Below are 26129 nucleotides of genomic sequence, written 5' to 3' on the forward strand. Positions count from 1 at the left end.
TACTTGATGTGCACGAGCTGCTTGATGCGCACGATCTACTTGACGTACACGAGGCCGTCCGTCGTGATCGTCGGACGGCCGCTCGTGCCGACCACCACGATCTTCACCGTGTGCTTGGCGCTCCCGGACCAGGTCCTGGTCCAGATCGCCTGGCGGTACAGGGTCGTCGCGGACTTCAGGTCGACCGTGCTCACCTTCACGCCGTCGACGTACACGTACGCCTGACCCGAGGTGGACGCCCGCGACACCACCCAGGACGCCGAGCGGCCGGTGAAGGTCCACGTCAGGCTCGCGCCCTTGGAACCGCTGGAGTACGACTTCCCGCCGAGGTAGCTGCTGGACGAACGGGCCGTCCAGCTGCCGGACCTGACGGCCGAGGTCTCCTGCAGGATCACCGGCGTGTAGGACGGCGACGAGGTGCGGGTGTTGCCCGCGTAGTCGTACGCCTTCATCGACCAGGTGCTCGCCGTACCGGACGTGGCGGTGCGGCTGGAGCTGGTCGTGGTCGGGCCGAAGGCGGCCGTCGTCGGCGACAGCAGGCTCACCGACTTCAGCGCCGCGTCGTCGGCCGCCTTCCAGCCGAGGGTGACCGGGACGGCCGTGGTGTTGACGGTGCCGGTGCGCAGGGAGATCTTCGGCGCGGTCGTGAAAGTGGGCGCCGTGGTGTCGGTGACGACGGTCAGCGCGGAGCTCGTCGCGGTCTTGCCGGACTGGTGCACGGCCCGTACGGCGACGCTGTGCCGGCCCGAGGGCAGCGTGGCGCCGACCGAGGTGGCCGTGCCGGAGGCGGTGGCCGCGACCTTGCCGTCGACCAGCAGCTCGAACCGGGAGATCAGCGAACCCGGGGTCGTCGTCGACCACTTCGCCGTGATCGCGCCCTTGGTGTAGTACGTCGAGCCGGACGGGGCCGCACCGGACAGCGAGGTGAGCTTCAGGCCCTGCACCGGGCCGGACGCCCAGGCGCGGATCGTCGGCAGCTGGGCGTAGAGGGAGCTGCCGGGGCACTGGGTGTTGTAGCCGTCGCGGTGACCGGAGATCCGGTTGAAGGTGTAGGAACCTCCCGCGGTGAAACTGGTGCCGAAGTAGTTCGTCTGCGTGGCGCCCGACTTGAGCTGCACGGTCGTCGCGGGGTCGGCGCCGTACTGGCCGAGCTTCCAGGCCGCGATCCGGGCGACCGACTCCAGCGCGGCGTTGGAGGCGCCGGTGGTGGTGTACTCGCCGAGCACCGCGATGCCGGCCGACTCACGGTTCCAGCCGTAGGTGTGCGCGCCGAGCACGGGACGGTCGACGCCGCCCTTGCGGCCCTCGAAGATCGTCCCGCACTTGTCGACCAGGAAGTTGTAGCCGATGTCGTTCCAGCCGTTGGTCTGCGTGTGGTACGCGTAGATGCCCCGCACGATCGCCGCGGAGTCGGCGCACGAGTAGTCGTTCGAGCCGTCCGTGTGGTGCACGAACACGGCCTTCACATCGGCGTTGTACTCCGACGGATCGGGGCTGAGCGACTCGTCGGCACCCCATCCGGCCCGCGAGACGATCGGCGGCTCGGGAACGGTGGACGGCGGCGCCGGCGGGACGCTCACGGACGCGCTCGCCGACGGGGACGAACTCGCGGACGCGGAGGCCGAGTCGCTCGCCGGTGCGGAGACGCTGTCGCTGGGGGAGACGGAGCCGGTCGGTGACACGGTGTCCGTCGGTGACCCGGAGTCCGTCGGCGCCACGGAGTCACTCGGGCTCGGGCTGTCGCTCGGGGACGTGCCGTCCGTCGGGCTCGCCTCCGCCACGTACGCGGCCGGCTCGGCGGCCTTCGTCTCGGCGGTCGTCGCGACGCCGGGGTCGACCAGGTTGACCTGCAGGCCCTTGGGCAGGCCCGCGCTGGTGGAGCCGTCCTTGTGGACGACCTGGACCTCGACGCCGTCGGAGGGGCCGACCCACAGCGGCTCGGACGCGCCGCGGGCGTCGGGACCGGCCTCGGGGTCGACCAGCGGAGCCGTGTCCGTCTCCAGATCGCGCCAGGCGGACCACGCGCCGGTCTCCAGGCTGCGGGTACGGACCTGGGCGGTGCCGTGCAGCCGCTGGGTCGGCCCGGTCCAGGAGACGCCGAGCATCGAGAACTGCCTGGTCTCGGTGCGGGGCAGCTCCCGCTTGCCGCTCGCCGTGCCCTTCAGCGCCAGGTCGTAGACCTTCACCGGGCGCTTGGCCCGGACACCGGCGCCGTGGTCGGCGGACGGGCCGGCGACGGCGTACGTCACCACACCCCCGCTCCCCAGCACCACCGCGCCGAGCGTCAGCCACGCCCGGCGCTTGAAGCTCAGCGGTCTGTACGCACGCGTGCCGCGTGGACTCACTACCCCACCCCTAGAAAAGAAAGACCGTGACCGTGATAACTGCCACACCTGCCGCAACTGTCACGCCAGTCATGGCTGTCACTCCTGTTGCACAGGTGGCACATACACACAGCGTTGACCGATGGCCAAACGTCACCCCGGGTGTTCCGGGCGCTCCCGATCGACGGGCTGTGACACTTCCGTGACGCCTGGCGCTGATGAGCGTGGAGGTGTGCGCACGGACGGAGGTGCCGCACGGGGCGGGCCCGGCAGGGCCACCTTCGCACGCGTACGAACGAGGACAGTCGTTGGGCCAGGCACGGGAACCCCGCCGCACGCAGGCGTCCGACGGGGAGCTGGGCGCGGCCGTCGCGCGGGCCCAGGAGGGCGACGAGGCCGCGTTCGCGGCGGCGTACCGGATCGTGCAGCCCGGACTGCTCGGCTATCTGCGCGGGATCGTCGGCGACGACGCGGAGGACGTGGCGTCGGACGCCTGGCTGGAGATCGCCCGCGATCTCGGACGGTTCCGCGGCGACGGGGCGGGCTTCCGCGGCTGGACGGCGACCATCGCCCGGCACCGCGCGCTGGACCATCTGCGCCGGCAGAAGGTACGGCCCCGGTCGGCGGGTCTTGAGCAGGACGTACTGGACCTGCCCGGGCCGCACAGCACCCACGACCAGGCCCTGGAGGCGCTGTCCACCGAGCGCGCCCTGGAACTCCTCCGTGGACTGCCCCGCGACCAGGCCGAGGCCGTGCTGTTGCGGGTGGTCGTCGGCCTCGACGGCCCCGCCGCGGCCCGCGTCCTCGGCAAACGCCCCGGCGCGGTCCGCACGGCCGCCCACCGGGGCCTGAAGCGCCTGGCCGCCCTGCTCGGCGCCCCGGGTGTGACGAATGACGACCCCCGGACGCTGGGGGAGTCGAAATGAACGTCAGCGACGGAACGTACGTCAACCACGGCGTGGACGCCGACGACGCGACGGCCCCGACCGGACGCGCGGATCCGGGCGCCGACTCCGGCACGGGAGCTGTCGGGCCTGGTGGTGGCGATTACGGCGACGGCGGACGGCCGTCGGACACGGATGGATGCGGGCATGGGTGAACGGCAGAGCGAGGGCGGTGCCCCCGGTCGTCGGCGTGCGCACCATGACGGCAGCGTGTCCGGGGCCGGGCAGCGGACGGACGGACCAGAACTGGAGTTCCTGCTGGCCGGGGTCATGCGGTCCGCAGGCGTCGACGGCGAGGCCGAGCAGCGGGCGGTGGCCGCGTTCCGGGAGGCGAGGGACGCCGGCGCGCACCGCGCGCGGACCCGGCGCCGTGACGACTGGCGCCCGCGTGAGCGCACCCGCACCCGCCGTTCCCTCAAGGCCACGCTCACCCTGTCGCTGGCCGGACTCACCCTGGGCGGCGTCGCGTTCGCGGCGATCGGCACCGTCGGCTCGTCCGGCCCCGACCACAAGAGCCCGCACCAGGCGCAGCCCACCGCACCCACGACCCACCCGGCCGCCCGACCGTCGCACGGCTCGACCGCGCCCGGCACCACGCACCCGGACCGCCCGTCCACGGCGCAGGACACCGAGGCCCACTGCAAGGCCTACGAACACGTCAAGGGCAACGGCAAGGCACTGCAGTCGACGGCCTGGCAACGGCTGATCACGGCCGCGGGCGGCGAGGCGAACGTCGCGGCCTACTGCGCCGAGCAGCTGGGACTCCGCACGCCCACCACCAAGCCCGACAACGCCAAGGGCAACGCGGCCGACGACTCCGGCAAGTCCGACAACGGCAAGAGCGCCGACAAGGGCAACGGCAACGGCGGCAACGGGAAGAACGGCTGACAGCCACCCCGCGAACCCTGCGGTTTCGGCCACCGAAGCAACGGCCGGGGCCGCCACCCCCCACAGGAGAGGCCCCGGCCGTCGCGCGGTCGGGCCGCGCGGCGGCCCGTATCTTCTACAGCGCCATGAGTGCGGTTTCTGTCACACCCCGGGTGCGGCCAGTCCCGTAACGGAGTGGTTGAGAATTGTACGGACATGGACGAGCAGCGGTTTCAGGTCGTAACGTGCCTTTCGCGCCGGGCGTGGCTCTCGCATGATCGCCGTGACCACCGGCCGACCGTCGACTGAGGAATTACGGGTGCTGGGGGACGACGCGGAGCTGACCGCCGCGGTGCTTGCGGCACAGGACGGGGACGAGACCGCGTTCCGTGCTGTGTACCGAACCGTGCACCCCCGGCTGCTCGGATACGTCCGCACCCTCGTCGGCGACCCGGACGCGGAGGACGTGGCCTCCGAGGCCTGGCTGCAGATCGCCCGCGACCTGGACCGGTTCAGCGGAGACGCGGACCGCTTCCGGGGCTGGGCCGCCCGGATCGCCCGCAACCGCGCCCTGGACCACATACGGATGCGCGGCCGCCGCCCCGCGATCGGCGGCGACGAGACGGAACTGACCGCCAGGCCGGCGGAGTCCGACACGGCGGGCGAGGCCATGGAGGCCCTCGCAACCGACCACACCCTCTCCTTGATCGCCCGGCTGCCGCAGGACCAGGCCGAGGCGGTCGTGCTGCGCGTGGTCGTGGGCCTGGACGCCAAGAGCGCGGCCGAGACGCTCGGCAAGCGGCCGGGTGCCGTCCGTACGGCCGCGCATCGCGGTCTGAAGCGTCTCGCCGAACTGCTCGGCGAGGATCCGGAATCCAGCGGCGGCCTCGACGCGCTGCCGCCCCAGCGAGAACCGCACGGGCGTGCGGTGACGTCCGCGAGTGTGACGCATCTGCGCGCGCGGACGCAGAAGGACATGTGATGGCCGACGAGCAGTACAAGTGGCTGGACCGCGAAACAGCGGAGCTTTTGCTGCGCGGTGGGTCACTGGACGCTGTCGACGCCGCCGCCCGCGACCAGGCCGAACGGCTCGCGAAAACCCTGGAGTCGCTCACCCCGGAGGCATCGGGCAACGCCGAACTCCCCGGCGAGGCAGCCGCGCTGGCCGCGTTCCGCGCAGCACGCTCGACCGCCGACGCCAACGCGGGCGCCGCCGAGCAGACCAGCGCGGGCCACCGAGACGGACACCGCCAGACCTCCGATGTCGATCGCCGTGCAGGTGGTCACAGCGGCCCTCCCGGGGGCGGTCATGACGCCGGGCTCGTCAGTATCGGCGCCCCGGGCCGTGCCGCCCGGCGGTCCCGCTGGAGCCGGCCCGCGCGGTTCGGGATGGCCGCCGCGCTGGCGGTCGGCATGGTCGGCGGGGTCGCCGCCGCGGCGACAAGCGGAATCCTGCCGACGCCGTTCGGCGGTGACGAGCCGAGTCCGGCCGTCTCGGCCGGGGTCACGCCCGACCGTCCGACGGTCTCGCCCACGCCGAGCGGAGCCCAGGTCGCGCCCACGCCCGATGACTCCACCGGCGGTACCCCCGAAGCGGGCACGCCGGGCGGCACGACCGACGACGAACCGACGGGCAAGTCCGGTGCCGAAGCCGGGAGTTGGTGGCGCGAGCAGGCCCCCTCGACGTGCCGTGACGCGCTCGGCGGCAAGGAACTGACCGCCCATCGCAGACAGGCCCTGGAGAACGCGGCCGGCGGCGCCACGCCCGACCGCGTCTGGAAGTACTGCAAGACCGTCCTCGGCGCCGAGGCCAACGGCCGCGACGGCAAGAACACCAGGGGCGGCAAGGACAAAGAGGGCAAGGGCAACGGCAAAGGCGACGACGGCCGGGGCAACGGCAAGGGAAACGGCAAAGGCGGCCGGGGCGAGGGCAACGGCTCCGGAGGTCAGGGCGACCAGGGCGGCCACGGCGGCGACGACGAAGGCAACCACATAGCGCCTGGCGGCGGTTCCGGCGGCAGCGGAACGGGCACGGGCGACGACCCCCTCATGTCCGCCGCGCCCCTCGCGGCGCACACCCCGGCGCCGACCCCGACGTACACCGCCCTCTGAACCGTCAGTCGCCCCCTCTGACCTGCGTCGACGCGAGCCGTGATGTTTTCTCGGCCGCACCCGTAACGTTTTCGGCCGTTCCGACGCAGTAGAGAGTGAGCCGACTGGTCATCGGCCGTCGCACAGAGCCGGGGTTCCCCCCGTACCCACGGCTCGTGCACCTCGGCGCGGGCGGGACACGTTCCCCCGGTCCCGCCCGCGCCCCACACATCCCCTTGCCCGCGTCTCAGCGGTACACGACGACCTTGTCGCCGTTGCGCACCTGCGCGTACAGGCTCGAGATCGCCGCCTCGTCCCGGACGTTGACGCAGCCGTGCGAGCCGCCGGCGTAGCCGCGGGCCGCGAAGTCGTACGAGTAGTGCACCGCCTGGCCGCCGCTGAAGAACATGGCGTACGGCATCGGGGAGTCGTACAGCGTCGACCAGTGGTCACGGGACTTCCAGTACACGTGGAACACGCCCTCCCGGGTGGGCGTGCCGACGGCGCCGAAGCGGACGGACATCTCCGAGACCGTCCGGCCGTCGATCATCCAGCGCAGGGTGCGGGTGGTCTTGTCGATGCACAGCACACGTCCGGTCGTGCAGCGCGGATCGGGGGCGCCGGCGGGCTGCCCGCCCATCAGGTACAGCTCCCACGTGCCCGGCTCGTGGGTCATCTTCTTCAGCCGCTGCCAGGTGACGGTGTCCGTCTCACCGGTTTTCGGCAGTCCCCGCTTGCCCTGGAACCCCTTGACCGCGGCCTCGGTCAGGTCGTCGTACGACCCCGTCGGACCGTCGAAGAGCCAGTCGACCTGCCTGAGCCGCGCCTGGAGTTCCCGCACGCCCGATCCCGAGTCGCCGCGCGACCACAGCACGGCGGCGCCGGAGCCGGACGGGGCGGGGGGCGTGCTCCGCCCGCCGTCGGACCCGGAGGCCGACGGGGTGCTGCTCGGCAGCACGATGTGCACCGGCGATCCGCCCTTGCCGTCGCCTCCCTGCACGGTGCAGCCCCAGACGCTCACCAGAGCCACGAGCGCCGCGCCGACGGCGGCCTTGGTGCCCATGCCCGTAGTACGCACATCCCACCCCCGAGGTCTCACCGATGAGCCCGTGTGTCACCTGACATGCTGCCCGCGGGTGACGCCTCGCGAACGGCGGTGCATGGTTGTGACGGAGGCCGCAGAACACCTGTGAGGAAGGTCCCAGCGTGCTCCCCTGCAAGGGCCGCACGGGCACCGCTACGCTCCGCAGGAGGGTCGGTCTGTACTGGCCAGTAGCTCAGCGGGAGGCATCACACCATGGCGCGCGAGTCGGAGTCCGGACTGCCCATCGAGCCGGTCTACGGGCCGGAGAGCCTGGAGGGCTGGGAGCCGGCCGAGAAGCTGGGCGAGCCGGGCAAGTACCCGTTCACGCGGGGCGTGTACCCCTCCATGTACACCGGCCGGCCCTGGACCATGCGCCAGTACGCCGGCTTCGGTACGGCGACCGAGTCCAACGCCCGCTACAAGCAGCTGATCGCCAACGGCACGATGGGTCTGTCGGTCGCCTTCGACCTGCCGACCCAGATGGGCCACGACTCCGACGCGCCGATCGCGCACGGCGAGGTCGGCAAGGTGGGCGTCGCCATCGACTCGGTCGACGACATGCGGGTGCTCTTCGGCGGCATCCCGCTGGACAAGGTCTCCACGTCGATGACGATCAACGCGCCGGCGTCGTTGCTGCTGCTGCTGTACCAACTGGTCGCCGAGGAACAGGGCGTGTCCGCCGACCAGTTGACCGGCACGATCCAGAACGACGTGCTGAAGGAGTACATCGCGCGCGGGACGTACATCTTCCCGCCCAAGCCCTCGCTGCGTCTGATCGCCGACATCTTCAAGTACTGCAAGGCCGAGATCCCGAAGTGGAACACGATCTCGATCTCCGGCTACCACATGGCGGAGGCCGGTGCCTCGCCCGCGCAGGAGATCGCGTTCACGCTCGCGGACGGCATCGAGTACGTGCGCACGGCGGTCGCCGCCGGCATGGACGTCGACGACTTCGCCCCGCGCCTGTCCTTCTTCTTCGTCGCGCGCACGACGATCCTCGAAGAGGTCGCCAAGTTCCGTGCCGCGCGCCGGATCTGGGCCCGGGTCATGCGGGAGGAGTTCGGCGCGAAGAACCCCAAGTCGCTGATGCTGCGCTTCCACACGCAGACGGCGGGCGTCCAGCTGACGGCCCAGCAGCCGGAGGTGAACCTGGTCCGGGTCGCCGTCCAGGGGCTGGCCGCGGTGCTCGGCGGCACGCAGTCCCTGCACACCAACTCCTTCGACGAGGCGATCGCCCTGCCGACGGACAAGTCGGCCCGGCTGGCCCTGCGCACCCAGCAGGTCCTCGCCTACGAGACGGACGTGACGGCGACCGTCGACCCCTTCGCCGGGTCCTACGTCATCGAGAAGATGACCGACGACGTCGAGGCGGCGGCGCTGGAACTGATGCAGAAGGTCGAGGACCTCGGCGGGGCCGTCTCCGCCATCGAACACGGCTTCCAGAAGAGCGAGATCGAGCGCAGCGCCTACCGCATCGCCCAGGAGACGGACTCCGGCGAGCGGGTGGTGGTCGGCGTCAACCGCTTCCAGCTCGACGAGGAGGAGCCCTACGAGCCCCTGCGCGTCGACCCCGCCATCGAGGCCCAGCAGGCCGAACGCCTGGCGAAGCTGCGCGCCGAGCGCGACCAGCAGGCGGTGGACGCGGCCCTGGACGCCCTGAAGAAGGCGGCCGAGGGCGAGGACAACGTCCTCTACCCGATGAAGGACGCCCTGCGCGCCCGCGCGACGGTCGGCGAGGTCTGCAACGCGCTGCGGGAGGTCTGGGGCACCTACGTGCCCTCGGACGCCTTCTGATCGGCACCGGCACGGGGGACCCAGGGGTCAGCTCAGGCCGACCCGGGTGAGGTAGGCGTCCAGTCCGGCCGCGGAGTCGCCCGCCCAGCCGACGTAACCGTCCGGCCGGATCAGGAGGAGTCCCTTGCCGTACGGCTTCGGCGTGCTCGCGTGCACGAGCCGTACCCCTTCCCCGGGGGCCGGTGCCTCGGTGTCCAGGGCGAGCAGGGTCCAGTGCGGCCCGCGCAAGGCGTCGAAGAGGCGGCCGGTGTCGCACTCCGCGTCCGGTGCGCGGTCGCCGGCGCGGACGGCGCCGGCCGGGTCCGTGCGGGTCTCGGCGGTCAGCGAGGAGTCCGGGTAGCCGAGCCCCAGCTGGCGGGTCGCCCTGCCGCGGCGCGCCTCGTCGCGGTGGATGGCGGTGGACAGGCCCAGGACATGGGCGGCGATGGGGCGCCGCTCCTCCTCGTAGGTGTCCAGGAGGTCCGCGGCCGCCCCGTCCCGCAGTACCGCGCCCAGCTTCCAGCCCAGGTTGTAGGCGTCCTGGACGCTGGTGTTGAGGCCCTGCCCGCCGGCGGGGGAGTGGACGTGCGCCGCGTCCCCGGCGAGGAAGACCCGCCCGGCGCGGAAGCGGTCCGCGAGGGCCGCGCGGGGGCGGAACTCGGAGGACCAGGACAGGGTGGTGATGTCCGCCGGGGCGATGTGCGTGCGCTCGGCGGCCACCCCGCGCACGCCCTCCAGGCCGGTGTCCACCTCCGTGCCGTCCGGGAACTGCGCCACCAGCTGGAACTCGTCCGTCCCGGCGAGCGGGCAGATCGCCAGGTAGCCGCCATCCTCGCCCCGGGGCGGGAAGATGTGCCAGTACTCGCGGCCGAGTCCGGTGATCCGTACGTCCGCGACCAGCACCGGGTTGGGGTCGACCGTCTCCCCGGTCATGCCGATCCCCACCGCCCGCCGCACCGCCGAACGTCCTCCGTCGGCGGCCACCAGGTAGCGGGCGCGCACCGTGGAGCCGTTCGCGAAGCGCGCCGTCACTCCGTCCGCGTCCTGCTCCAGGCCCACCAGCTCCTGCCCGAAGGCCACGTTTCCGCCGAGCTCGGTCAGGCGCGCGTACAGGACCTCCTGGGTGCGCCACTGCGGCACCATCAGCGGCAGCAGATACGGCGAGTCCTCGTCGGTGTCCTCGTCCGGGTCCATCATCCGGTGCTCGCCCTGCGGCTCGCCGTCCCGCCAGATCATCCCGACGGGATAGGGGCCGCCGGCCGCTCGCATCGCGTCGATCACCCCGAGGTCGTCGAAGACCTCCTGCGTCCGCGGCTGCAGGCCCTTGCCCCGTGAGCCGGGCGTCAGTCCCTCGCCCCGCTCCACCACCAGCGCGTCCACCCCGCGCCGCGCGAGATCGATGCCGAGCGTGAGTCCGGTGGGCCCGGCGCCCACGACCAGTACGTCCGTGTTCATGATCCAGTCCCCTTAACGCTGTTAAGTGCCGTCGGTCACGAGGGTGCCCTTAACGCTGTTAAGCTGTCAAGCGTGAGTACGGAGAAGCGCGCGCCCCTCGACCGCAAGCGGGTCGCGGACACCGCCCTGAAGCTGCTGAACGAGGGCGGTCTGGAGGGCCTGACCCTGCGGGCCATCGCCAGGGAGCTGGACGTCAAGGCGCCCGCGCTGTACTGGCACTTCAAGGACAAGCAGGCCCTGCTGGACGAGATGGCGACGGAGATGTACCGCCGCATGCTCGCCGGAACCGACCTCGACCCGGACGACACCTGGCAGGAACGCATGCTGAAGGCCAACCGGGGCCTGCGCGCCGCCCTGCTCGGCTACCGCGACGGCGCCAAGGTCTACAGCGGCTCACGCTTCACCGGCACCGAGCACGGCCGGGAGATGGAGGAGAACCTGCGCCTGTTCACCGCGGCCGGCTTCACCCTCGCCCAGGCCGTCCGGGCGAGCGCGACCGCCTACGCGTACACCATCGGTTTCGTCACCGAGGAGCAGGGCGTCCAACCCGCCCCGGGGGAGCGCAGGGAGGGCTACGACGTGGCGGAACGGGCCCGGCTGCTGGCCGAGTTCCCGCTGTCGGCGTCCGCGGGCGCGGAGATCTTCGAGGACTACGACCGGCACTTCGAGGAGGGCCTGGCGCTGATCGTCGCGGGGATCGAGGCCCGTTACCAGCCGAAGGGGTGAGGCCCCGACGCGAGCGTCAGGACCTCACCCCATGAGGCTCATCGAGGCTCGCCCTCAGTCGGACTTCAGCAGCCGCGCCGAGCGGTTGGCGAGGTCGATCCGGATCGACTCCTTGCGGGCGAGCTGCCGTATCGCCTTGCCGCGCGCCCCGAGGCCGCCGGCCACCCGGTAGATCTCCGACCAGACCCGCATCCGGTCGCCGCCCGCGATCGCGGCGGCGGACAGCAGCCGGCAGGCCTCGTCGACGTCGCCGCGCCCGGAGCGGATCTCGGCCATGCCGATCAGCACGTCCACGGGCTGCCGGCGGCGCAGGATCTCGGTGCCGACCCGCAGCGCGTCGTCGTGCTTGCCCGCGGTGAAGTGCCGGGTGAAGTCCTCGGCGAGGTACTTGCCGTGCCGGGAGAGCACCGCGGAGAAGGGGCCCTCGCCGTAGGCGGTCTCGCCGTCCGGCTCCTCGGGGGCCGCGGCGGGCGCCACGTCCCGGGGGCCGGCCAGGCCCAGCGCCGTCGTCATCCGCGCGGTGAAGGCGGAGATGTCGAACAGCGCCTCGACGTCCTGGTACTCCTCCTCCGAGACCTCCTCGTCGAGGACGTGCCGCAGCGCGTCCAACGCCGCCTCCGGCGTGTACTCGGCGAAGGAGCGGTAGCCGGGCACACCCTCCAGCACCTCGCGCGAGCCCACCCGGTGGTAGGTGACGGTCCGCAGCCGCTGCTGCACCGCCTCGACCACCGACAGCGGCATCGGGTCGTCCACGCTGGAGAGGAAGAAGACGTCGGAGGCCGCGAGTTCCTCGCGCACCCGGTCCCGGGAGAGCGCTCCCATCCACTCGACGCGGTCCGACAGCAGCGTCGAGGGACCGATCCGCCAGGTCTTGTGGCCGATCCAGGCGAACCGCCACGGCAGCCCCTGCGCGTACGCCAGTTCCGCGACCCGTGAGAACAGGTCCAGCCCCTTGCGGTCCTGCATCGAGCCGACCATCACGATCCGCGGCCGCTCACCCGGCGTCTGCCGGGCCCGGGCGCGGTGGGTGTCGAGCGGCACGGTGTTGTAGACGACGACCGGATCGCTCACGCCGATCTGCCGGAACATGTCGGCCTGCGCGGTGGACACGCACAGCACCTTGATCTTCGGCAGCACCTTGAGCATCTCGGCGTGCCGCAGCGCGTGCTGCTCGCCCTCGAAGTTCATGACGTACTCGGTCTCGTGGGCGTACAGCACCACGGACTTGCCCAGCGCGACCAGCGCCTCGGTCAGTTCGTTGGCGAGCGCCGAACGCCAGAACGGGGCAAGGCTGTTGATCAGGACGACCTCGGTGCCCTCCAGGTCGGCCAGCACGTCCTCGGTGCGTGAGTACACCCCGAGGTCGAAGTAGCGGATGTCGACCGGGGACTGCGCGAGCAGGGCCTGGGTGTAGGTGAGCACGGGGATCGCCACGCCGGTGACGTAGGAGAAGCCGAGACCCAGGATCGCCAGCGAGCGCGGCCGGTTCATCCGGCCCTCGACGGCCCGCAGGGCGCGCTCGGCGCGCGAGAGGTGGCCCCGCGGCCCGTCCTCCGGGGCGGACCAGCGGGGCGCCGGCCGCTCGAGGGGGATCTCGGCCTCCTCGATGCGGCGCAGCACACGGGCCGGGACGTCGTCGTGGAAGGTGATGAAGTGCTCGACCGGCTCGCCGTGCGCGTTGGCCGTGAACTTGCCCGAGCGCTGCAGGTCGGCGGCGACGTCGACGAGTTCGCCGACCGTGCCGACGTTGCGCAGGAGCGGGTGGTTGATCGTCGGGAAGACGATGTTCAGCGCGGGCGGGCTGAACAGGATCAGCGGGGTGCCCGCGCGCAGGGTCTGCAGATAGGTGGTGGAGAAGAAGGTGATGGCGAGGTCGTAGCCGTCGAGGGCCTCGGCCTCCAGCAGCGCGCTCTCGTCCAGCACGGTCACGTCGGGCAGGGTCCGCAGCCATTCGAGGTGGCCGCGCAGGGTGGAGGGGTGCGGCTTGATCTCCACCTCGCCGAAGGCGGTGAGCGCCTCGCACAACTCCGTCAGCTGCTCGCGGTGGTCGCCCCGGGAGAGCTTGCGCTGGTCGCTGAGCGGCTGGTCGAGGACGACCATGCGCAGCGGCTCACCGGGACGCCCCGCGTGCCGATGGGTGGTGGAGCGGGCCGCGCGCAGCAGCAGTGGGTCGTCGCTGTGGCCGAGCGCGCCGGTGATGTGGACCGGCGCGTCGGCGTCCGCGGAGCGGAACAGCAGGTGGTGCGCGGTCGCGGGGCCCCAGACGCAGACGGCGGCGGGGGAGGAGGATCCGTAGTACCAGTTCTGGTCGCGCAGGCCCGCGTCGGTCTTCTTGAAGTGGAAGTCGAGGTGCCCGTCCTGGACGAGGACCAGCGGCAGGGTACGGCCGAGTTCCCCGGCGACCCGGCGGCCGCGCTGCGACTGGTCGTTGAAGAACACCAGCCGGTCGATGCGCTCCTGCTCGGTGAACGCGCGGATCCGGCGGCCCACCTCCTCGAGGAACTCGGCGGCGCTGAGCGGCTCGTCGACCTGGAAGAGGTTGTGCACCTTGAGGTCGTCGAAACGGGCCGCGGCCTCCTGCTCGATCCAGCCCGCCACATCCCCGTCCCGGTCGGCGGTGACCAGGTGGAACGAGTGGGCGTGGGCTCCGGGGGCCTTCATGATCTCCGCCGCGAGACCGACACCGTTGCGGTTCTCGACGAAGACTGCGATGCGCATAACCTTCATAAGAGGGCATGAAATACGAACGGGTTCCCTCCGCAATCGAACTTCGGGGGAACCGTCGGTGAACAGCTGGGGATCGAACCCTGTGGGGTTCCTGTACGGGAGGCCAAAAGGCCCAAAAAAGTAAGAAGCTCCTTGCGGTCGCGCGGTGTCGCCACCGTGCGACTGCAAGGAGCCTCGTGGGCCGGGCCCGGCTCAGCGCTTGACGGCCTTCTTCAACGCCCGTGCGCGCCGCACCACTCGGCGGGCGGTGGAGTTGTGCGGCAGGAAGGCGAGCCGTTCCGGGATGCCGCCCGGCAGCCCCAGCGAGGTCAGCCGGCGGCGCCTGAAGTACCGCTTGGTGCGCGCCGTGAGGTTCTTCGACAGATAGCGTTCCGCGTCCCGGCGCAGCGACGGGTAGATCTGCGGCTGCATGGCGAACCCGACCGCCTTGACCAGACCGTCCAGGGTCTGCGCGGGGATCGTTTCCTCGCCCTTGCGGCCCTCCAGGTCCGGGATCAGCGCGTCCGCCAGCACCGCCGGGACCCGGTTGCTGTTCTGGTACGGCGTCAGACGCTCCAGGAGCGGCTCGGTACCGATGCGGGCGACCGGGAGGCCGTAGAACGCCGACGCCGTGAACAGCGCGGTGGAGAAGCAGCCGACGACCAGTGCGGGCGGCGACTTCTCGAACAGCACCTCGGCGAGGACGGGCATGTCGAGCACGGTCAGCTCGACGCCCAGCTTCTCGGCCTCCGCCTCCAGGGCGCGGCTGTAGCGGGCCGGTGCGGTGGGGTGTGGCTTGAACACGATCGCGCGGTGACCGCGCTCGACGGCCCCGCGCATCATCCGTACGTGCAGTTTCTCCTCGTCCTCGGGGGAGAGGATGTCCAGCGCGGACAGGTACTGGCCGAGCAACAGCGCCGCGTTGTCCGGCAGTGCGGGCAACTCCGGTACGGCGGCGGTCAGTTCGCCCATGACCTTGCGGAAGGCCTCGGTCGGCAGGAGCTGCGCGGGGACGTCGAACTCGGTGAGCAGCAGCGGCTTCAGACCCGGCACCAGGTCGAGGTGGAGCAGCCGGCGCACCCGGGTGCCGACCAGCGGGTCGAGCTTGTTGCGCGTGGGGCCGTAGCTCATCAGGCCGTCGGCGTAGACGTGGATGGGGGCGTCCGTGAACAGCTGCGCCACGGACAGCGCCGGGGCGACCTGGATGGACTCCAGGACCAACTCCACCCGGTCCTCGCCCAGTTCCCACAGCATGCGCAGATAGCGCTCGAAGAGCGGGACGTCGTCCGGGCGCGGCGTCCAGGCACCGGGATGGAAGGGGCGGATCGCCTCGTTCCAGGACAGTATGTCGTCGAAGTGGTGGCGCAGCGGCTCGAAGCCCGGCATCTCGTCGACCGGCAACGTCACTTCCGGCGTCGTGGAGTTGTTGAACACCAGCAGCAGCCGCCGGGCCTCCTCCTCCCCGTCCCGCTCCGGGAAGCAGCCCGAGTCCAGCGCCGCGGCCAGGGTGGCGGCGCCGTACAGCGTCGAGACGCAGAAGATACGAGTGGTACGGGACATCAGGCGGCCGCCTTCGCAGTGGTGACCCGGCGGCGCAGCCGCCGCAGCTTCGTGGAGCGGTGGAAGTCCATGGTCTCCAGGACGTCACCGAGCATGTCCTGCGGCATCCGCTTGATCGCCGCCGCGCTCATCGTCCGCAGCTGCCGGTGCACCGACGGCTCCCACTTCTCCTCGTCGGAGAGATGGTGGGCGATGATCGCGCAGTACGTGCGCACGGCCTTCGGCAGCAGCCGGTCGGCGTCCGGGTCCTGCGCCGTCTCCTCTATCACCTGGTCGAAGGCGCGGATGAAGTCGAGCTGGCGGGCGTCGCCGATCTGGGTCAGCGAGGAGGCGACCCCACGGCGGTAGAACACACCGAGCAGGCTCACCACGGCGAACGACTCCGCCTCGCGGTGCAGCTTCCAGATCCACGGCCGGTCCTCGGCCGTGCGCAGCCCGTCGGTGAAGTGCAGCAGGCCCTTGTCGAGCAGCCGGCGGTGATAGGCGCCGGCCCAGGCGAAGGCGTAGTCCACGGAGGTCGAGCGGTCGGCGGGCAGGATCGCCGCGCGCGGGTCGAACACCTCCCAGCGCCGCCCGATCGGCACCCTTTGCACCGTGCGCGCGCGGGCGGTCGCCTGCACATGGTCGGTGCGTACGAAGTCGCAGCCCAGCCCCTCGATGGCCGCCACCAGTTCGGCGAAGTAGCCGGGGGCCAGCCAGTCGTCGCCGTCCAGGAAGGTGAGGTACTCGCCCTGCGCCGCGTCCAGGCCGGTGTTGCGCGCGGTGGCGAGTCCCCCGTTCTTCTCATGGCGGATATAACGCACCTGCGCGACATCGGAAAGCTCGTCGGCCGCGCGTTCGAGAATCGCCGGAGTCTCGTCCTTCGAATGGTCGTCGACCAGTACGAACTCGAAATCCTTGCTGGCGTTCAGTCGAAGGCTTCTGAGGGTGTCCGGGGCGTATTGCTGCACGTTGTAGAACGGCACGATCACGGAAAGCTTTGGCACGCCTGAGAGCCTATGAGGCGGCCCAGCTGGGTACTTTTCCGGTGTCCGTCCAGGGGGTGAACTCCATGTGACGGAACAGTGCATCCCCTGTGCTTCCGACGATTCCGCGGGCCAGTTCGGCTCTCGGCGGGCTGCTGTTAACTTTTTGGACAAGTGCGGTTGGGCCGCTCCTAGGAATTGCTTCCTAGCGTCGTGGACGTGCCACCAAGTACAACGAAGCCCACGCGAATCGCCGTGCTCGCGGACTCCGACACCCGCTGGAAATGGGGTGCGTTGACCGCTGCTCGGATCGCTCCGGGCACGTCCATGGAAGCCGCACCCGACGAGGACGCGCAAGTCGGTCTCGAGCTGAGCGGATTCCTGCTGCGTGGCCGTGCCACGCCGACCGCGCGCCAGCTGGCCGAGGTGGGCGTGCGAGCCGACTCCCTGCGGGAGGTCACCGCCGTCGAGTTCCTGCGCGCCATGGGCGAGCAGGAGTACGACGTCGTCGTGCTCGCGCTCGTCGGCGGCGGCGTGCAGGCGATGCTGCACGGCCTCAAGCGTGTGTGGGAGGGCCGGAGCTCGCGACCCGTGGTGGTCACCGGCTATGTCGGCGTCGTCTACGAGAAGCTCGCCGACGGCCTGCTGCTGCGGCACGGCGCCGACCTCGTGCTCGCCAACTCCCGCCAGGACGCCGAGCGTTTCCGGGCGGTGTACGAGGGGGTGGGCGCCGACGCCTCGTCGGTGACCGAGGTGGCACTGCCCTTCCTCGGCGGAGCGCCCTACGAGGGCGAACACGACCCGTACACCGTGGTGTTCGCCGTCCAGCCGTCCGTCCCGGACAACCGCAGGGACCGGGTGTACCTGCTCGACCGGCTGATCCGGCACGCCCGGCTGCACCCCGACCGCGAGGTGCTGCTCAAGCTGCGCTCCCGGCCGGGCGAACACACCACCCACATCGAGGAGCTGCCCTACCAGAAGCTGGTCCAGCGGCTCGATCCGCCGACCAACTTCCGCCTGGTGTACGGGAACATGGGCGAGGTCCTCGACCGCACCGACCTGCTGGTCACCATCAGCTCGACCGCCGCGCTGGAGTCCCTGCACCGGCGCATCCCGACGGTGATCCTGTCCGACCTGGGCGTGCGCGAGGTGCTGGGCAACCACCACTTCGTCGGCTCCGGCTGTCTCGCCTCCTGGGACCAGCTGGACGCCGGGCACCGTCCGGTGCCGGACGAGGAGTGGGTGGCCCGCCAGGGTGTCGTGGCGGACGGCTCGTACGCGACCGCCTTCGACGCGGCGCGTGAGCGCATCGCCAAACTCCTGGGCCGACCGGGCGGGTTGGCGCCGCTGACCCCCTACTACACGCCCGCGACGGCACCCGGCTATCTGCCCGGCATCCTCGCCCGCCACCACCTGGGTCCGGACGGCGGTCCGCTGCCGGGGGCTCCCGCCGCGGACAAGGAGCCGGGGCCCGTCCGGCAGATCGTGCGGCGCGCTGCTCGTGGTGCGTACCGGCACGGGGTGCAGCGAGTGGCGCCCGTCATCCGGCGGATGGGGGAGTTGTGAGCGCCGCGCCCCCGGAGGGCGGCTTCGCCGCCCGTGAAACCTCAGCGAACCCCGCACAAGGAGTGCAACCCATGTCCGACTCGCCGGTCCGTACCGGGGCCTCTGTGCGCCGTGTGCTCGCCGTCATTCCCGCGCGCGGTGGCTCCAAGGGCGTGCCCGCGAAGAACCTCGCCCCCGTCGGCGGGGTGCCGCTGGTGGCGCGGGCGGTGCGCGAGTGCCTCGCGGCCCGTCTGGTGACCGATGTCGTGGTCTCCACCGACGACCAGGCCATCGCCGCCGCCGCCCGCGAGGCCGGCGCCGAGGTCGTGCTGCGCCCGGCCGCCATCGCCGGCGACACCGCGACCTCCGAGGCCGCCGTCCTGCACGCCATGGACGCCCACGAGGCGCTGCACGGCGCGGCCGTCGACGTGGTGGTGTTCGTGCAGTGCACCAGCCCGTTCATCATCCGCGAGGACATCGACGGGGTGGCGTCCGCGGTCGTCGAGAACGGCGCCGACACCGCCGTGACCGTCGCCCCCTTCCACGGGTTCATCTGGCGCGACGCCGAGGACGAGGTCGCCGCCGGCACCGTCTCCGAGGCCGACGCGGCCACCGGCGGCGGCTACGGCGTCAACCACGACAAGTCCTTCCGCCCGCGCCGCCAGGACCGCCCCCAGGACCTCCTGGAGACCGGCGCCGCCTACGCGATGGACGCGGCCGGCTTCCGCAAGCACCAGCACCGCTTCTTCGGCCGTACGGAACTCGTCCGTACCGACCCCGCGCGCGTGCTGGAGATCGACGACCCGCACGACCTCGCCCGGGCACGCGCCCTGGCGCCCCTCTTCGACGCGGACCGCCCCGGTTCGCTGCCGACCGCCGCGGACATCGACGCGGTCGTACTGGACTTCGACGGCACCCAGACCGACGACCGGGTGCTGATCGACGCCGATGGAAAGGAGTTCGTCTCCGTGCACCGCGGGGACGGGCTCGGCATCGCCGCATTGCGCAAGAGCGGCCTGCGGATGCTGATCCTCTCCACGGAGCAGAACCCGGTCGTCGCCGCGCGCGCACGGAAGCTGCAGATTCCCGTGCTGCACGGCATCGACCGGAAGGACCTCGCACTGAAGCAGTGGTGCGAGGAGCAGGGCATCGCGCCCGAGCGCGTGCTCTACGTCGGCAACGACGTCAACGACCTCCCGTGCTTCGCCCTCGTGGGCTGGCCCGTGGCGGTCGCGAGCGCCCACGACGTGGTACGCGGCGCCGCCCGTGCGGTCACCACCGTCCCCGGTGGCGACGGCGCGATCCGAGAGATCGCCAGCTGGATCCTCGGCCCCTCTCTCGACTCCCTCGACAAGTAAGGACAGTTCACGCCCATGAGCACCAACACCCGCATCCGCACGTTCGGTTCGCGTGAGGCCGGCCCGGGTCGCCCCGTCTACATCTGCGGCGAGATCGGCATCAACCACAACGGCGAGCTGGAGAACGCGTTCAAGCTCATCGACGTGGCCGCCGAGGCCGGCTGTGACGCCGTCAAGTTCCAGAAGCGCACGCCCGAGATCTGCACCCCGCGCGACCAGTGGGACATCGAGCGCGACACCCCCTGGGGCCGGATGACGTACATCGACTACCGCCACCGTGTGGAGTTCGGCGAGGACGAGTACCGCCAGATCGACGAGTACTGCAAGGAGAAGGGGATCGACTGGTTCGCCTCCCCGTGGGACACCGAGGCCGTCGCCTTCCTGGAGAAGTTCGACGTCCCCGCCCACAAGGTGGCCTCCGCCTCCCTCACCGACGACGAGCTGCTGCGCGCCCTGCGCGCCACCGGCCGCACGATCATCCTCTCCACCGGCATGTCGACGCCGAAGCAGATCCGTCACGCGGTCGAGGTCCTGGGCAGCGACAACATCCTGCTCTGCCACGCCACGTCGACCTACCCGGCCAAGGCCGAGGAGCTCAACCTGCGCGTGATCAACACCCTGCAGCAGGAGTACCCGAACGTCCCGATCGGCTACTCCGGCCACGAGACGGGTCTGCAGACCACGCTGGCCGCCGTCGCCCTCGGCGCCACCTTCGTCGAGCGCCACATCACCCTCGACCGCGCGATGTGGGGCTCCGACCAGGCCGCCTCCGTCGAGCCGCAGGGCCTCACGCGCCTCGTCCGCGACATCCGCACCATCGAGGCCTCCCTCGGTGACGGTGTCAAGAAGGTCTACGACTCCGAGCTCGGCCCGATGAAGAAGCTGCGCCGTGTCGCGGGCGTCGTCGCCGAGGCGGAGATCGCGGCGGCGGCCGGCGAGCCGGTTTCCGTCTGAGTCCGAACGCACCGAGTCCGAACGCACCGGGCCGGGACGCGACCACCGCGGTCGCCCCCGGCCCGGGCGCTCGGACCCCGCATCCTCCGCGCGCCTCATGAGCGCCTTACGACGGGACGGTCGTACGTCGATGAGCCCCCGCGCCGGGAACACCGGCCCCCACACCCTCGCGTTCGTCGAGAGCCCGGTACAGCTCCTGAACGTGCTGGAGTGGGCGCACGCGCACGCGCCTGACGTGGCGCTCACCCTCGTCGTGCTGTCCCCGACCGACCCCATGACCCGGGGCCAGCTGCGCCGGATGGCCGAACTGGCCCGCGAGGAGGGGCACGAGGTCCGCTGGGAGGAGGCCCGGGGTGGTCCGGCGGCTCCGTTCCAGACGATCGGCGGTCTCACGGCCAGGCTCCGGCGCGCCGACCGGATCGTCCTGGGCGACCCCTTCTCCCGCTACGTGCAGCTTCTGCTGACCATCACCCGGGCCCGTGACCTGGTCGTCGTCGACGACGGCACGGCGACGATGGAGTTCGTCGCGCAGCTCGCCCGGGGCGAGCGGCTGGTGCGCTGGCACCGCAAGGGCGGGCGGCCGGGCCCGCGCGACCTGATCTTCGCGCCGGTGTCCTCCAAGGCCCGGCGCCGGCTGACCCCGAGCGACAAGCGCCGTGTGACGGTGTTCTCCTCGATGCCGATGGACGAGACACCGCCCGGTGTCACCCTCCTCGCCAACGACTTCTCCTGGACCCGTTTCCGCTTCGGGCCGCCGCGGATCACCAAGGGCGCCGACATGGTGGGCACCTCGCTGGTGGAGACCGGTGTGGTCGACCACGACCGCTACCTGGAGGCGGTGCGCACGCTGTCCAAGGCCCACGGCGCCACGCGCTACTTCGCCCACCGCCGGGAGAGCACCGCGAAACTCCACCAGCTGGCGTTGGAGACGGGTCTGGAGATCGTCCGCCCCGACCTCCCCCTGGAGCTGATCGCCCGCCGGGGCCCGGTGGGCCGCACGATCCTCAGCTTCCCCTCCACGGTCGTCCACACCCTCCCCCTGGCCCTGGTCGGCACGGAGGTCCGCGTGGCGGTCTGCGACATCGACCCCACCTGGCTGACGGAGAAGGCCTCCCCCCGAGCCCAGGGCTTCCTCTCAGGCGTCACAGGAACGGCCCGAGACGTAACCCGCCTCCAGACCTTGACCACGACGGCCTGAACGCCGCGCGGGAGCCGGGGACGCCGGGCCGGACATCCCACTGCCGGGAAGCCGAGGCGCTGGCCTGACGGCGCCGGCCTTCGCCGGGGGCTGCAGGCGGGCGGTGCGCCGTGGCGGGGTGATCGATGCTGCTCCACGGGGAGTCGGGGGCGTGGCCTGGCGGTGTCGGCCTTCGCCCGGGGCGGCAGGCGGGCGGTGTGCCGGGCTGTGGTGCAGCTGAATGCTGCTCCCCGTGGAGTCGGGGGCCTGGCCTGGCGGTGTCGGCCTTCGCCCGGGGCCGCAGGCGGGCGGTGTGCACGGGCCTGGTGGGCCGGATACCCCTCCGCGGGGAGCCGGGGCGTGGCGGCTTGGCCGCGTCGAGCTGGGCCCCGGCCGCAGGCGGGCGGTGCGCCGGGCCGTGGTGATCGATGCTGCTCCGCGGGGAGCCGGGGGCATGGCCTGGCGATGTTGGCCTGTGCCCCGGGCCGCAGGCGGGCGGTGTGCCGGGCTGTGGTGGGGCCGGATGCAGCTCTGCGAGCAGTCGGGAGGCATGGCCTGGCGGTGTCGAGCTGTGCCCCGGGCCGCAGGCGGGCCGTGTGCCGGGCTGTGGTGGGGGTGGACGCCGCTCCGCGGGGAGGCGGAGACGTGGCCTGACGGCGTCGAGCTGGGCCCCGGCCGCAGGCGGGTGGGTGTGCCGGGGTGTGGCGGGTCGGATGCGGCTCCGAAGGAGCTGCTCGCCGGGAATCTGCGGCTGGACGCGGCCCTTGCCCCGCCCCATAACCGTGGACACTCGCCCTTGGCCCTGCATTCCGCCCTGCGGGCCTGGAAGGCCCCGGTCGGTCCAACGCGCCGCTTCCGTCCCCGGCGGGTCGGAGACAGACCCTCCTGGGCGTCACCGCCGCTGTCAGGGCGTGCGGCGGCGGTCACCTGGCCGCGTGCCCAGCCCGTGCGCCGGCGGGGTGTCGTCCCCGCCGCGCCCGCCCCGGTCAGGCGTCCTTGTGGGCCAGTACGTAGGCGCGCGGGCGGGCTTCGTCGGGGGTTGGTTCGCGGAGGGTCTGGGCGGTTACGCGGAGGCCTGCCTTGGTCAGTTGTTCGGTGACCGTTTGCGGGGTGCGCCAGTAGTAGTCCAGGGAGATCCGCTGGTCGAAGCGCTCCGTGAGGTGGAGGCGGGTGTCCTCCTCGCCGGTCTGGAAGCCGAGCAGGACATGGCCGCCGGGGACCAGGACACGGTGGAACTCGGCGAAGACGGTAGGGAGTTGGTCGTCCGGGACGTGGATGACCGAGTACAGGGCGAGCACCCCGCCCAGCGTCTCGTCCGGCAGGTCCAGCGCGGTCATCGAACCGACGTGGAACCGCAGCCCGGGATGTGCCTGACGGGCGAGAGCCACCATCCGGGGTGAGAGGTCCACGCCGAACACCGGCACCCCGAGGCCGTCCAGCCGCGCCGTGACATGCCCGGGCCCGCTGCCGACGTCGGCCACCGGCGCCGTACCCGAGGAACGGACCAGTTCCGCGAAGGCGGTGACCAGCGCGAGATCGAGGGGTCTGTCCCCGAGCCAGTCGGAGAGCTGCTCGGCGTACGGACGGGCGATCGCGTCGTACGACGTCCTGGTGGCATGCAGGAAATCCGGGCTACCCGGTATCTCGGAGCTCACGGGCCCGCACCCTACAAGGACCCCGAGTCCGACAGGTGAACAGAACCGACTTGAGTCGACGGGGCGTGGTATGCGTAGAGAAACAAGAGGTTTACCCATCCCGAACCGCACCCATGCGTCGAGTGACCAGATTTTCTTTCCCGGACGGGTTGAAGTTTTGTTGATCGAGGGTCGCCCGGCCGTCCCGGCGTCATAGCCTTTAGAGGGTGAAGCAACTGATGTCACTGGAGTCCGAAGCCGTCGCTCCCGGGGATGCAAAGCTCCCCGGCACGCTGCCCGAGTCGCTGCGTGCCGAGCTCGTGGCCTTCCGCCGCGATCTGCACATGCACCCCGAGCTGGGCAACCAGGAGTTCCGTACCACCGCCGCGATCAAGGCCCGTCTGGAGAAGGCGGGCCTGAAGCCGCGGGTGCTCACGCTGGGGACCGGGCTCATCTGTGACATCGGGGACTGGGACGGCGGCCGCCCCATGCTGGCCCTGCGCGCCGACATCGACGCCCTGCCCATCCCGGACATGAAGACCGAGTGCCCCTACCGCTCGACCGTGCCCGACCGCGCGCACGCCTGCGGTCACGACGTGCACACCACCGTCGTGCTCGGCGCCGGCCTCGTGCTCGCCGAGATGCACCGGCAGGGCAGGCTGCCCCGCCCGGTCCGGCTGCTGTTCCAGCCCGCCGAGGAGGTGCTGCCCGGCGGCGCCGCGGACGCGATCGAGTGCGGGGCGCTGGAGGGCGTCGGCCGGATCATCGCCGTGCACTGCGACCCCCGGGTGGACGCCGGCCGCATCGGACTGCGCGAGGGCGCCATCACCTCCGCCTGCGACCGTCTGGAGGTCGCGCTCGACGGCCCCGGCGGCCACACCGCCCGCCCGCACCTGACCACCGACCTGGTCACCGCCGCCGCCCGCGTCGTCACCGACGTGCCCGCGCTGGTCGGCCGCCGGGTCGACACCCGCGCCGGTCTCGCGATCACCTGGGGCCGCATCGAGTCCGGCCACGCCCCGAACGTGATCCCGCAGCACGCCGAGCTCTCCGGGACCGTCCGCTGCCTGGACCTCGGTGCCTGGCGGCAGGCCCCGGACCTGGTGGTCGCCGCCATCGACGAGGTCGCCAACCTGCACGGCGCCAAGTCGGAGATCAACTACGTCCGCGGCGTCCCGCCCGTCGTCAACGACCCGGACGTCACCGAGCTGCTGCGCGAGGCCATGACCGCCCGCCGTGGCGCCCTCTCGGTCGAGGGCACCGAGCAGAGCCTGGGCGGCGAGGACTTCTCCTGGTACCTGGAGCAGGTCCCCGGCGCCATGGCCCGGCTCGGGGTGCGCCCCCCCGGCGATCGGACCGTGCGCGATCTGCACCAGGGCGACTTCGACGCCGACGAGTCGGCCATCACCGTCGGTGTGGAGCTGTTCACGGCGGCGGCCCTGCTGGACGCGGCGGAGTGACCCGCATGTGACACGACGGCCCCTTCGGGGGCCGTTGCGCTGTCCGGCGCAACATGGTTGTAAGCCAATCGTGCACTCTTCGAAATCACGGCGTGTCAGGGCCGAAGACCCGGAGTTCAGGCGGCGTTTGCCTCGAATCGATAACGGCTTCGGAAGAGGTCTTTTTCTGACATCTACGCGCGTTACGATGCCGCGAAGCCGACGCCGCAGGGGCGTCCGGGCCCGAGCACTGGCATGGTGCTCACATGAAGCGCCGACAAGGCGCTCAGGTCAGGTGAAGGAGCCTTCCCGTGCGCCGGGTAGCCAAGCTTTCCGCTGCGTGTATCGCCACCGCAGCTCTCGCACTGACTGCCACAGCCTGTGGCAGCACCTCGTCCGACAGCAACAGCAGCTCGTCCTCCGCCTCCTCCTCGGGTGGCGGCGGCAAGGGCATCAAGATCGGCCTCGCCTACGACGTCGGCGGCCGCGGTGACCGCTCCTTCAACGACTCCGCCGCGCGCGGTGCCGACAAGGCCGAGAAGGAGTTCGGCGGCTCCATCAAGGAGCTGACGGCGAAGACCTCCGACACCGAGGCCGACCGCGAGCAGCGCCTGACCGACCTGGCCAGCGCCGGCTACAACCCGATCGTGGCCGTCGGCTTCTCGTACGCCACCTCGGTCGACAAGGTCGCCAAGCAGTTCCCGAAGGTCAGCTTCGGTCTCATCGACTCGGTCGCGACCTCCCCGAATGTCGACAGCATCACCTTCACCGAGGAGCAGGGCTCCTACCTGGCCGGTGTGGCGGCGGCGCTGAAGACCAAGAAGGACCACGTCGGCTTCATCGGCGGCGTCGACACCCCGCTGATCAAGAAGTTCGCCGCGGGTTACGTCCAGGGCGTCAAGGACACCAACTCCAAGGTCAAGGTCGACGTCCAGTACCTGACCCACGGCTCGGACCTGTCCGGCTTCTCCAGCCCCGACAAGGGCAAGGAGGCCGCGTCCGGCATGCTCGACAACGGCGCCGACGTGATCTACGCCGCCGCCGGCTCCTCCGGCAACGGCTCGATCGAGGCCGTCCACGGAGTCAAGGGCGCCTGGGCGATCGGCGTGGACTCGGACCAGTACAACATCCCGGGCCTGGCCGCGTACAAGACCTCGATCCTCACCTCGATGGTCAAGAACGTGGACGTCGGTGTGTACGACTTCATCAAGTCCGTGCACGACGGCAAGCCGCTGACGGGCAACCAGGTCTACTCCCTCGCCAAGGGCGGTGTCGGCCTGGCCACCAGCGGTGGCTACATCGACGACATCAAGGCCCAGCTGGACGCCGCGAAGAAGAAGATCGTCGACGGCACCGTCAAGGTCAAGACCAGCTGACCTGACGGTTCCCGCCGGAACCCGGGCTCGGCGAGGGGGCCTCGACAGACCCCCTCGTCGAGCCATAACAATGTGTCAACTCTACGCGTGTAGCATGGAGTTGCCGCGCTAGCGTCGCCGACGCCTGCCCTCCCCCTCAGCCCCCTTTGCC

The 26129-nt window shown here is 71.4% G+C and carries 19 protein-coding genes; 12 read left to right on the forward strand and 7 right to left on the reverse strand.

From position 1 onward, the window contains the following. Positions 1 to 35: 35 nt before the first annotated feature. Positions 36 to 2273: a peptidoglycan recognition protein family protein gene (locus tag GRC12_RS08420; protein ID WP_208778564.1), complete on the reverse strand. Its 2238-nt coding sequence runs from the start codon at positions 2271 to 2273 to the stop codon at positions 36 to 38. Between the two features lie 359 nt (positions 2274 to 2632). Between GRC12_RS08420 and GRC12_RS08425 the strand changes: the two genes are divergently transcribed. The 4 genes from GRC12_RS08425 (at position 2633) to GRC12_RS08440 (ending at position 6247) form a co-directional block, all read left to right on the forward strand. Next, the gene (locus GRC12_RS08425) at positions 2633 to 3250 is read left to right on the forward strand and encodes an RNA polymerase sigma factor (RefSeq protein WP_208778546.1); all 618 of its coding nucleotides are present in this window, start codon (positions 2633 to 2635) and stop codon (positions 3248 to 3250) included. 165 nt (positions 3251 to 3415) lie between these two features. Continuing rightward, positions 3416 to 4156: a hypothetical protein gene (locus tag GRC12_RS08430; protein ID WP_208778547.1), complete on the forward strand. Its 741-nt coding sequence runs from the start codon at positions 3416 to 3418 to the stop codon at positions 4154 to 4156. A 298-nt stretch (positions 4157 to 4454) separates the two neighbouring features. Next, entirely contained in the window at positions 4455 to 5117 is a 663-nt protein-coding gene (locus GRC12_RS08435; protein ID WP_208778548.1) for an RNA polymerase sigma factor, read from the forward strand. Continuing rightward, positions 5117 to 6247 (forward strand): hypothetical protein, encoded by a 1131-nt coding sequence (locus GRC12_RS08440; RefSeq protein WP_208778549.1) that lies wholly within the window; start codon positions 5117 to 5119, stop codon positions 6245 to 6247. Before GRC12_RS08435 ends, GRC12_RS08440 begins: the two co-directional genes overlap by 1 nt. A gap of 226 nt (positions 6248 to 6473) precedes the next feature. Here GRC12_RS08440 and GRC12_RS08445 read toward each other — a convergent pair whose 3' ends face one another. Next, positions 6474 to 7289, reverse strand: coding sequence for a L,D-transpeptidase family protein (locus GRC12_RS08445; protein ID WP_208778550.1), 816 nt, complete (start codon positions 7287 to 7289; stop codon positions 6474 to 6476). A 234-nt stretch (positions 7290 to 7523) separates the two neighbouring features. On the opposite strand from GRC12_RS08445, the gene GRC12_RS08450 reads away from it, so the two are divergent. Beyond that, complete coding sequence (locus tag GRC12_RS08450) at positions 7524 to 9104, forward strand: acyl-CoA mutase large subunit family protein (RefSeq protein WP_208778551.1); 1581 nt, start codon at positions 7524 to 7526, stop codon at positions 9102 to 9104. Between the two features lie 27 nt (positions 9105 to 9131). On the opposite strand, the gene GRC12_RS08455 is transcribed toward GRC12_RS08450, so the two are convergent. Then, positions 9132 to 10538, reverse strand: a complete 1407-nt coding sequence (locus tag GRC12_RS08455; protein WP_208778552.1) for an FAD-dependent oxidoreductase — start codon at positions 10536 to 10538, stop codon at positions 9132 to 9134. A 72-nt stretch (positions 10539 to 10610) separates the two neighbouring features. Here GRC12_RS08455 and GRC12_RS08460 point away from each other — a divergent pair, with 72 nt between their 5' ends. Continuing rightward, positions 10611 to 11264 (forward strand): TetR/AcrR family transcriptional regulator, encoded by a 654-nt coding sequence (locus tag GRC12_RS08460; protein ID WP_208778553.1) that lies wholly within the window; start codon positions 10611 to 10613, stop codon positions 11262 to 11264. 54 nt (positions 11265 to 11318) lie between these two features. Here GRC12_RS08460 and GRC12_RS08465 read toward each other — a convergent pair whose 3' ends face one another. The 3 genes from GRC12_RS08465 to GRC12_RS08475 form a co-directional block, all read right to left on the reverse strand. Further along, complete coding sequence (locus GRC12_RS08465) at positions 11319 to 13982, reverse strand: glycosyltransferase family 4 protein (protein ID WP_208778554.1); 2664 nt, start codon at positions 13980 to 13982, stop codon at positions 11319 to 11321. Between the two features lie 201 nt (positions 13983 to 14183). Then, a complete protein-coding gene (locus GRC12_RS08470) occupies positions 14184 to 15530 on the reverse strand; it encodes an alpha-2,8-polysialyltransferase family protein (protein WP_208778555.1) in 1347 nt (448 codons plus the stop codon). Continuing rightward, positions 15530 to 16516 (reverse strand): glycosyltransferase family 2 protein, encoded by a 987-nt coding sequence (locus GRC12_RS08475; RefSeq protein WP_208778556.1) that lies wholly within the window; start codon positions 16514 to 16516, stop codon positions 15530 to 15532. The genes GRC12_RS08470 and GRC12_RS08475 overlap by 1 nt, the downstream gene beginning before the upstream one ends. Positions 16517 to 16714: 198 nt before the next feature. On the opposite strand from GRC12_RS08475, the gene GRC12_RS08480 reads away from it, so the two are divergent. The 4 genes from GRC12_RS08480 (at position 16715) to GRC12_RS08495 (ending at position 21550) form a co-directional block, all read left to right on the forward strand. After that, positions 16715 to 18061: a DUF6716 putative glycosyltransferase gene (locus tag GRC12_RS08480; RefSeq protein WP_208778557.1), complete on the forward strand. Its 1347-nt coding sequence runs from the start codon at positions 16715 to 16717 to the stop codon at positions 18059 to 18061. A 71-nt stretch (positions 18062 to 18132) separates the two neighbouring features. After that, on the forward strand, positions 18133 to 19398 hold the full coding sequence (locus GRC12_RS08485) for an N-acylneuraminate cytidylyltransferase (RefSeq protein WP_208778558.1): 1266 nt from the start codon (positions 18133 to 18135) through the stop codon (positions 19396 to 19398). A 15-nt stretch (positions 19399 to 19413) separates the two neighbouring features. Continuing rightward, positions 19414 to 20352 carry an N-acetylneuraminate synthase family protein gene (locus GRC12_RS08490; RefSeq protein ID WP_208778559.1) on the forward strand — a complete coding sequence of 313 codons (939 nt, stop codon included), beginning with the start codon at positions 19414 to 19416 and terminating at the stop codon, positions 20350 to 20352. A gap of 130 nt (positions 20353 to 20482) precedes the next feature. Beyond that, entirely contained in the window at positions 20483 to 21550 is a 1068-nt protein-coding gene (locus GRC12_RS08495; RefSeq protein ID WP_208778565.1) for a hypothetical protein, read from the forward strand. Between the two features lie 965 nt (positions 21551 to 22515). Here GRC12_RS08495 and GRC12_RS08500 read toward each other — a convergent pair. Beyond that, complete coding sequence (locus GRC12_RS08500; RefSeq protein WP_308286499.1) at positions 22516 to 23184, reverse strand: class I SAM-dependent DNA methyltransferase; 669 nt, start codon at positions 23182 to 23184, stop codon at positions 22516 to 22518. 218 nt (positions 23185 to 23402) lie between these two features. On the opposite strand from GRC12_RS08500, the gene GRC12_RS08505 reads away from it, so the two are divergent. Both GRC12_RS08505 and GRC12_RS08510 read left to right on the forward strand, forming a co-directional pair. Continuing rightward, positions 23403 to 24623 (forward strand): M20 family metallopeptidase, encoded by a 1221-nt coding sequence (locus GRC12_RS08505; protein ID WP_208778566.1) that lies wholly within the window; start codon positions 23403 to 23405, stop codon positions 24621 to 24623. Between the two features lie 290 nt (positions 24624 to 24913). Further along, a complete protein-coding gene (locus tag GRC12_RS08510) occupies positions 24914 to 25978 on the forward strand; it encodes a BMP family lipoprotein (RefSeq protein WP_208778561.1) in 1065 nt (354 codons plus the stop codon). Positions 25979 to 26129 lie beyond the last annotated feature (151 nt).

Origin of the sequence: Streptomyces griseorubiginosus, assembly GCF_017614965.1 — a bacterium.
In the GTDB taxonomy this organism is placed as follows: domain Bacteria; phylum Actinomycetota; class Actinomycetes; order Streptomycetales; family Streptomycetaceae; genus Streptomyces; species Streptomyces griseorubiginosus_B.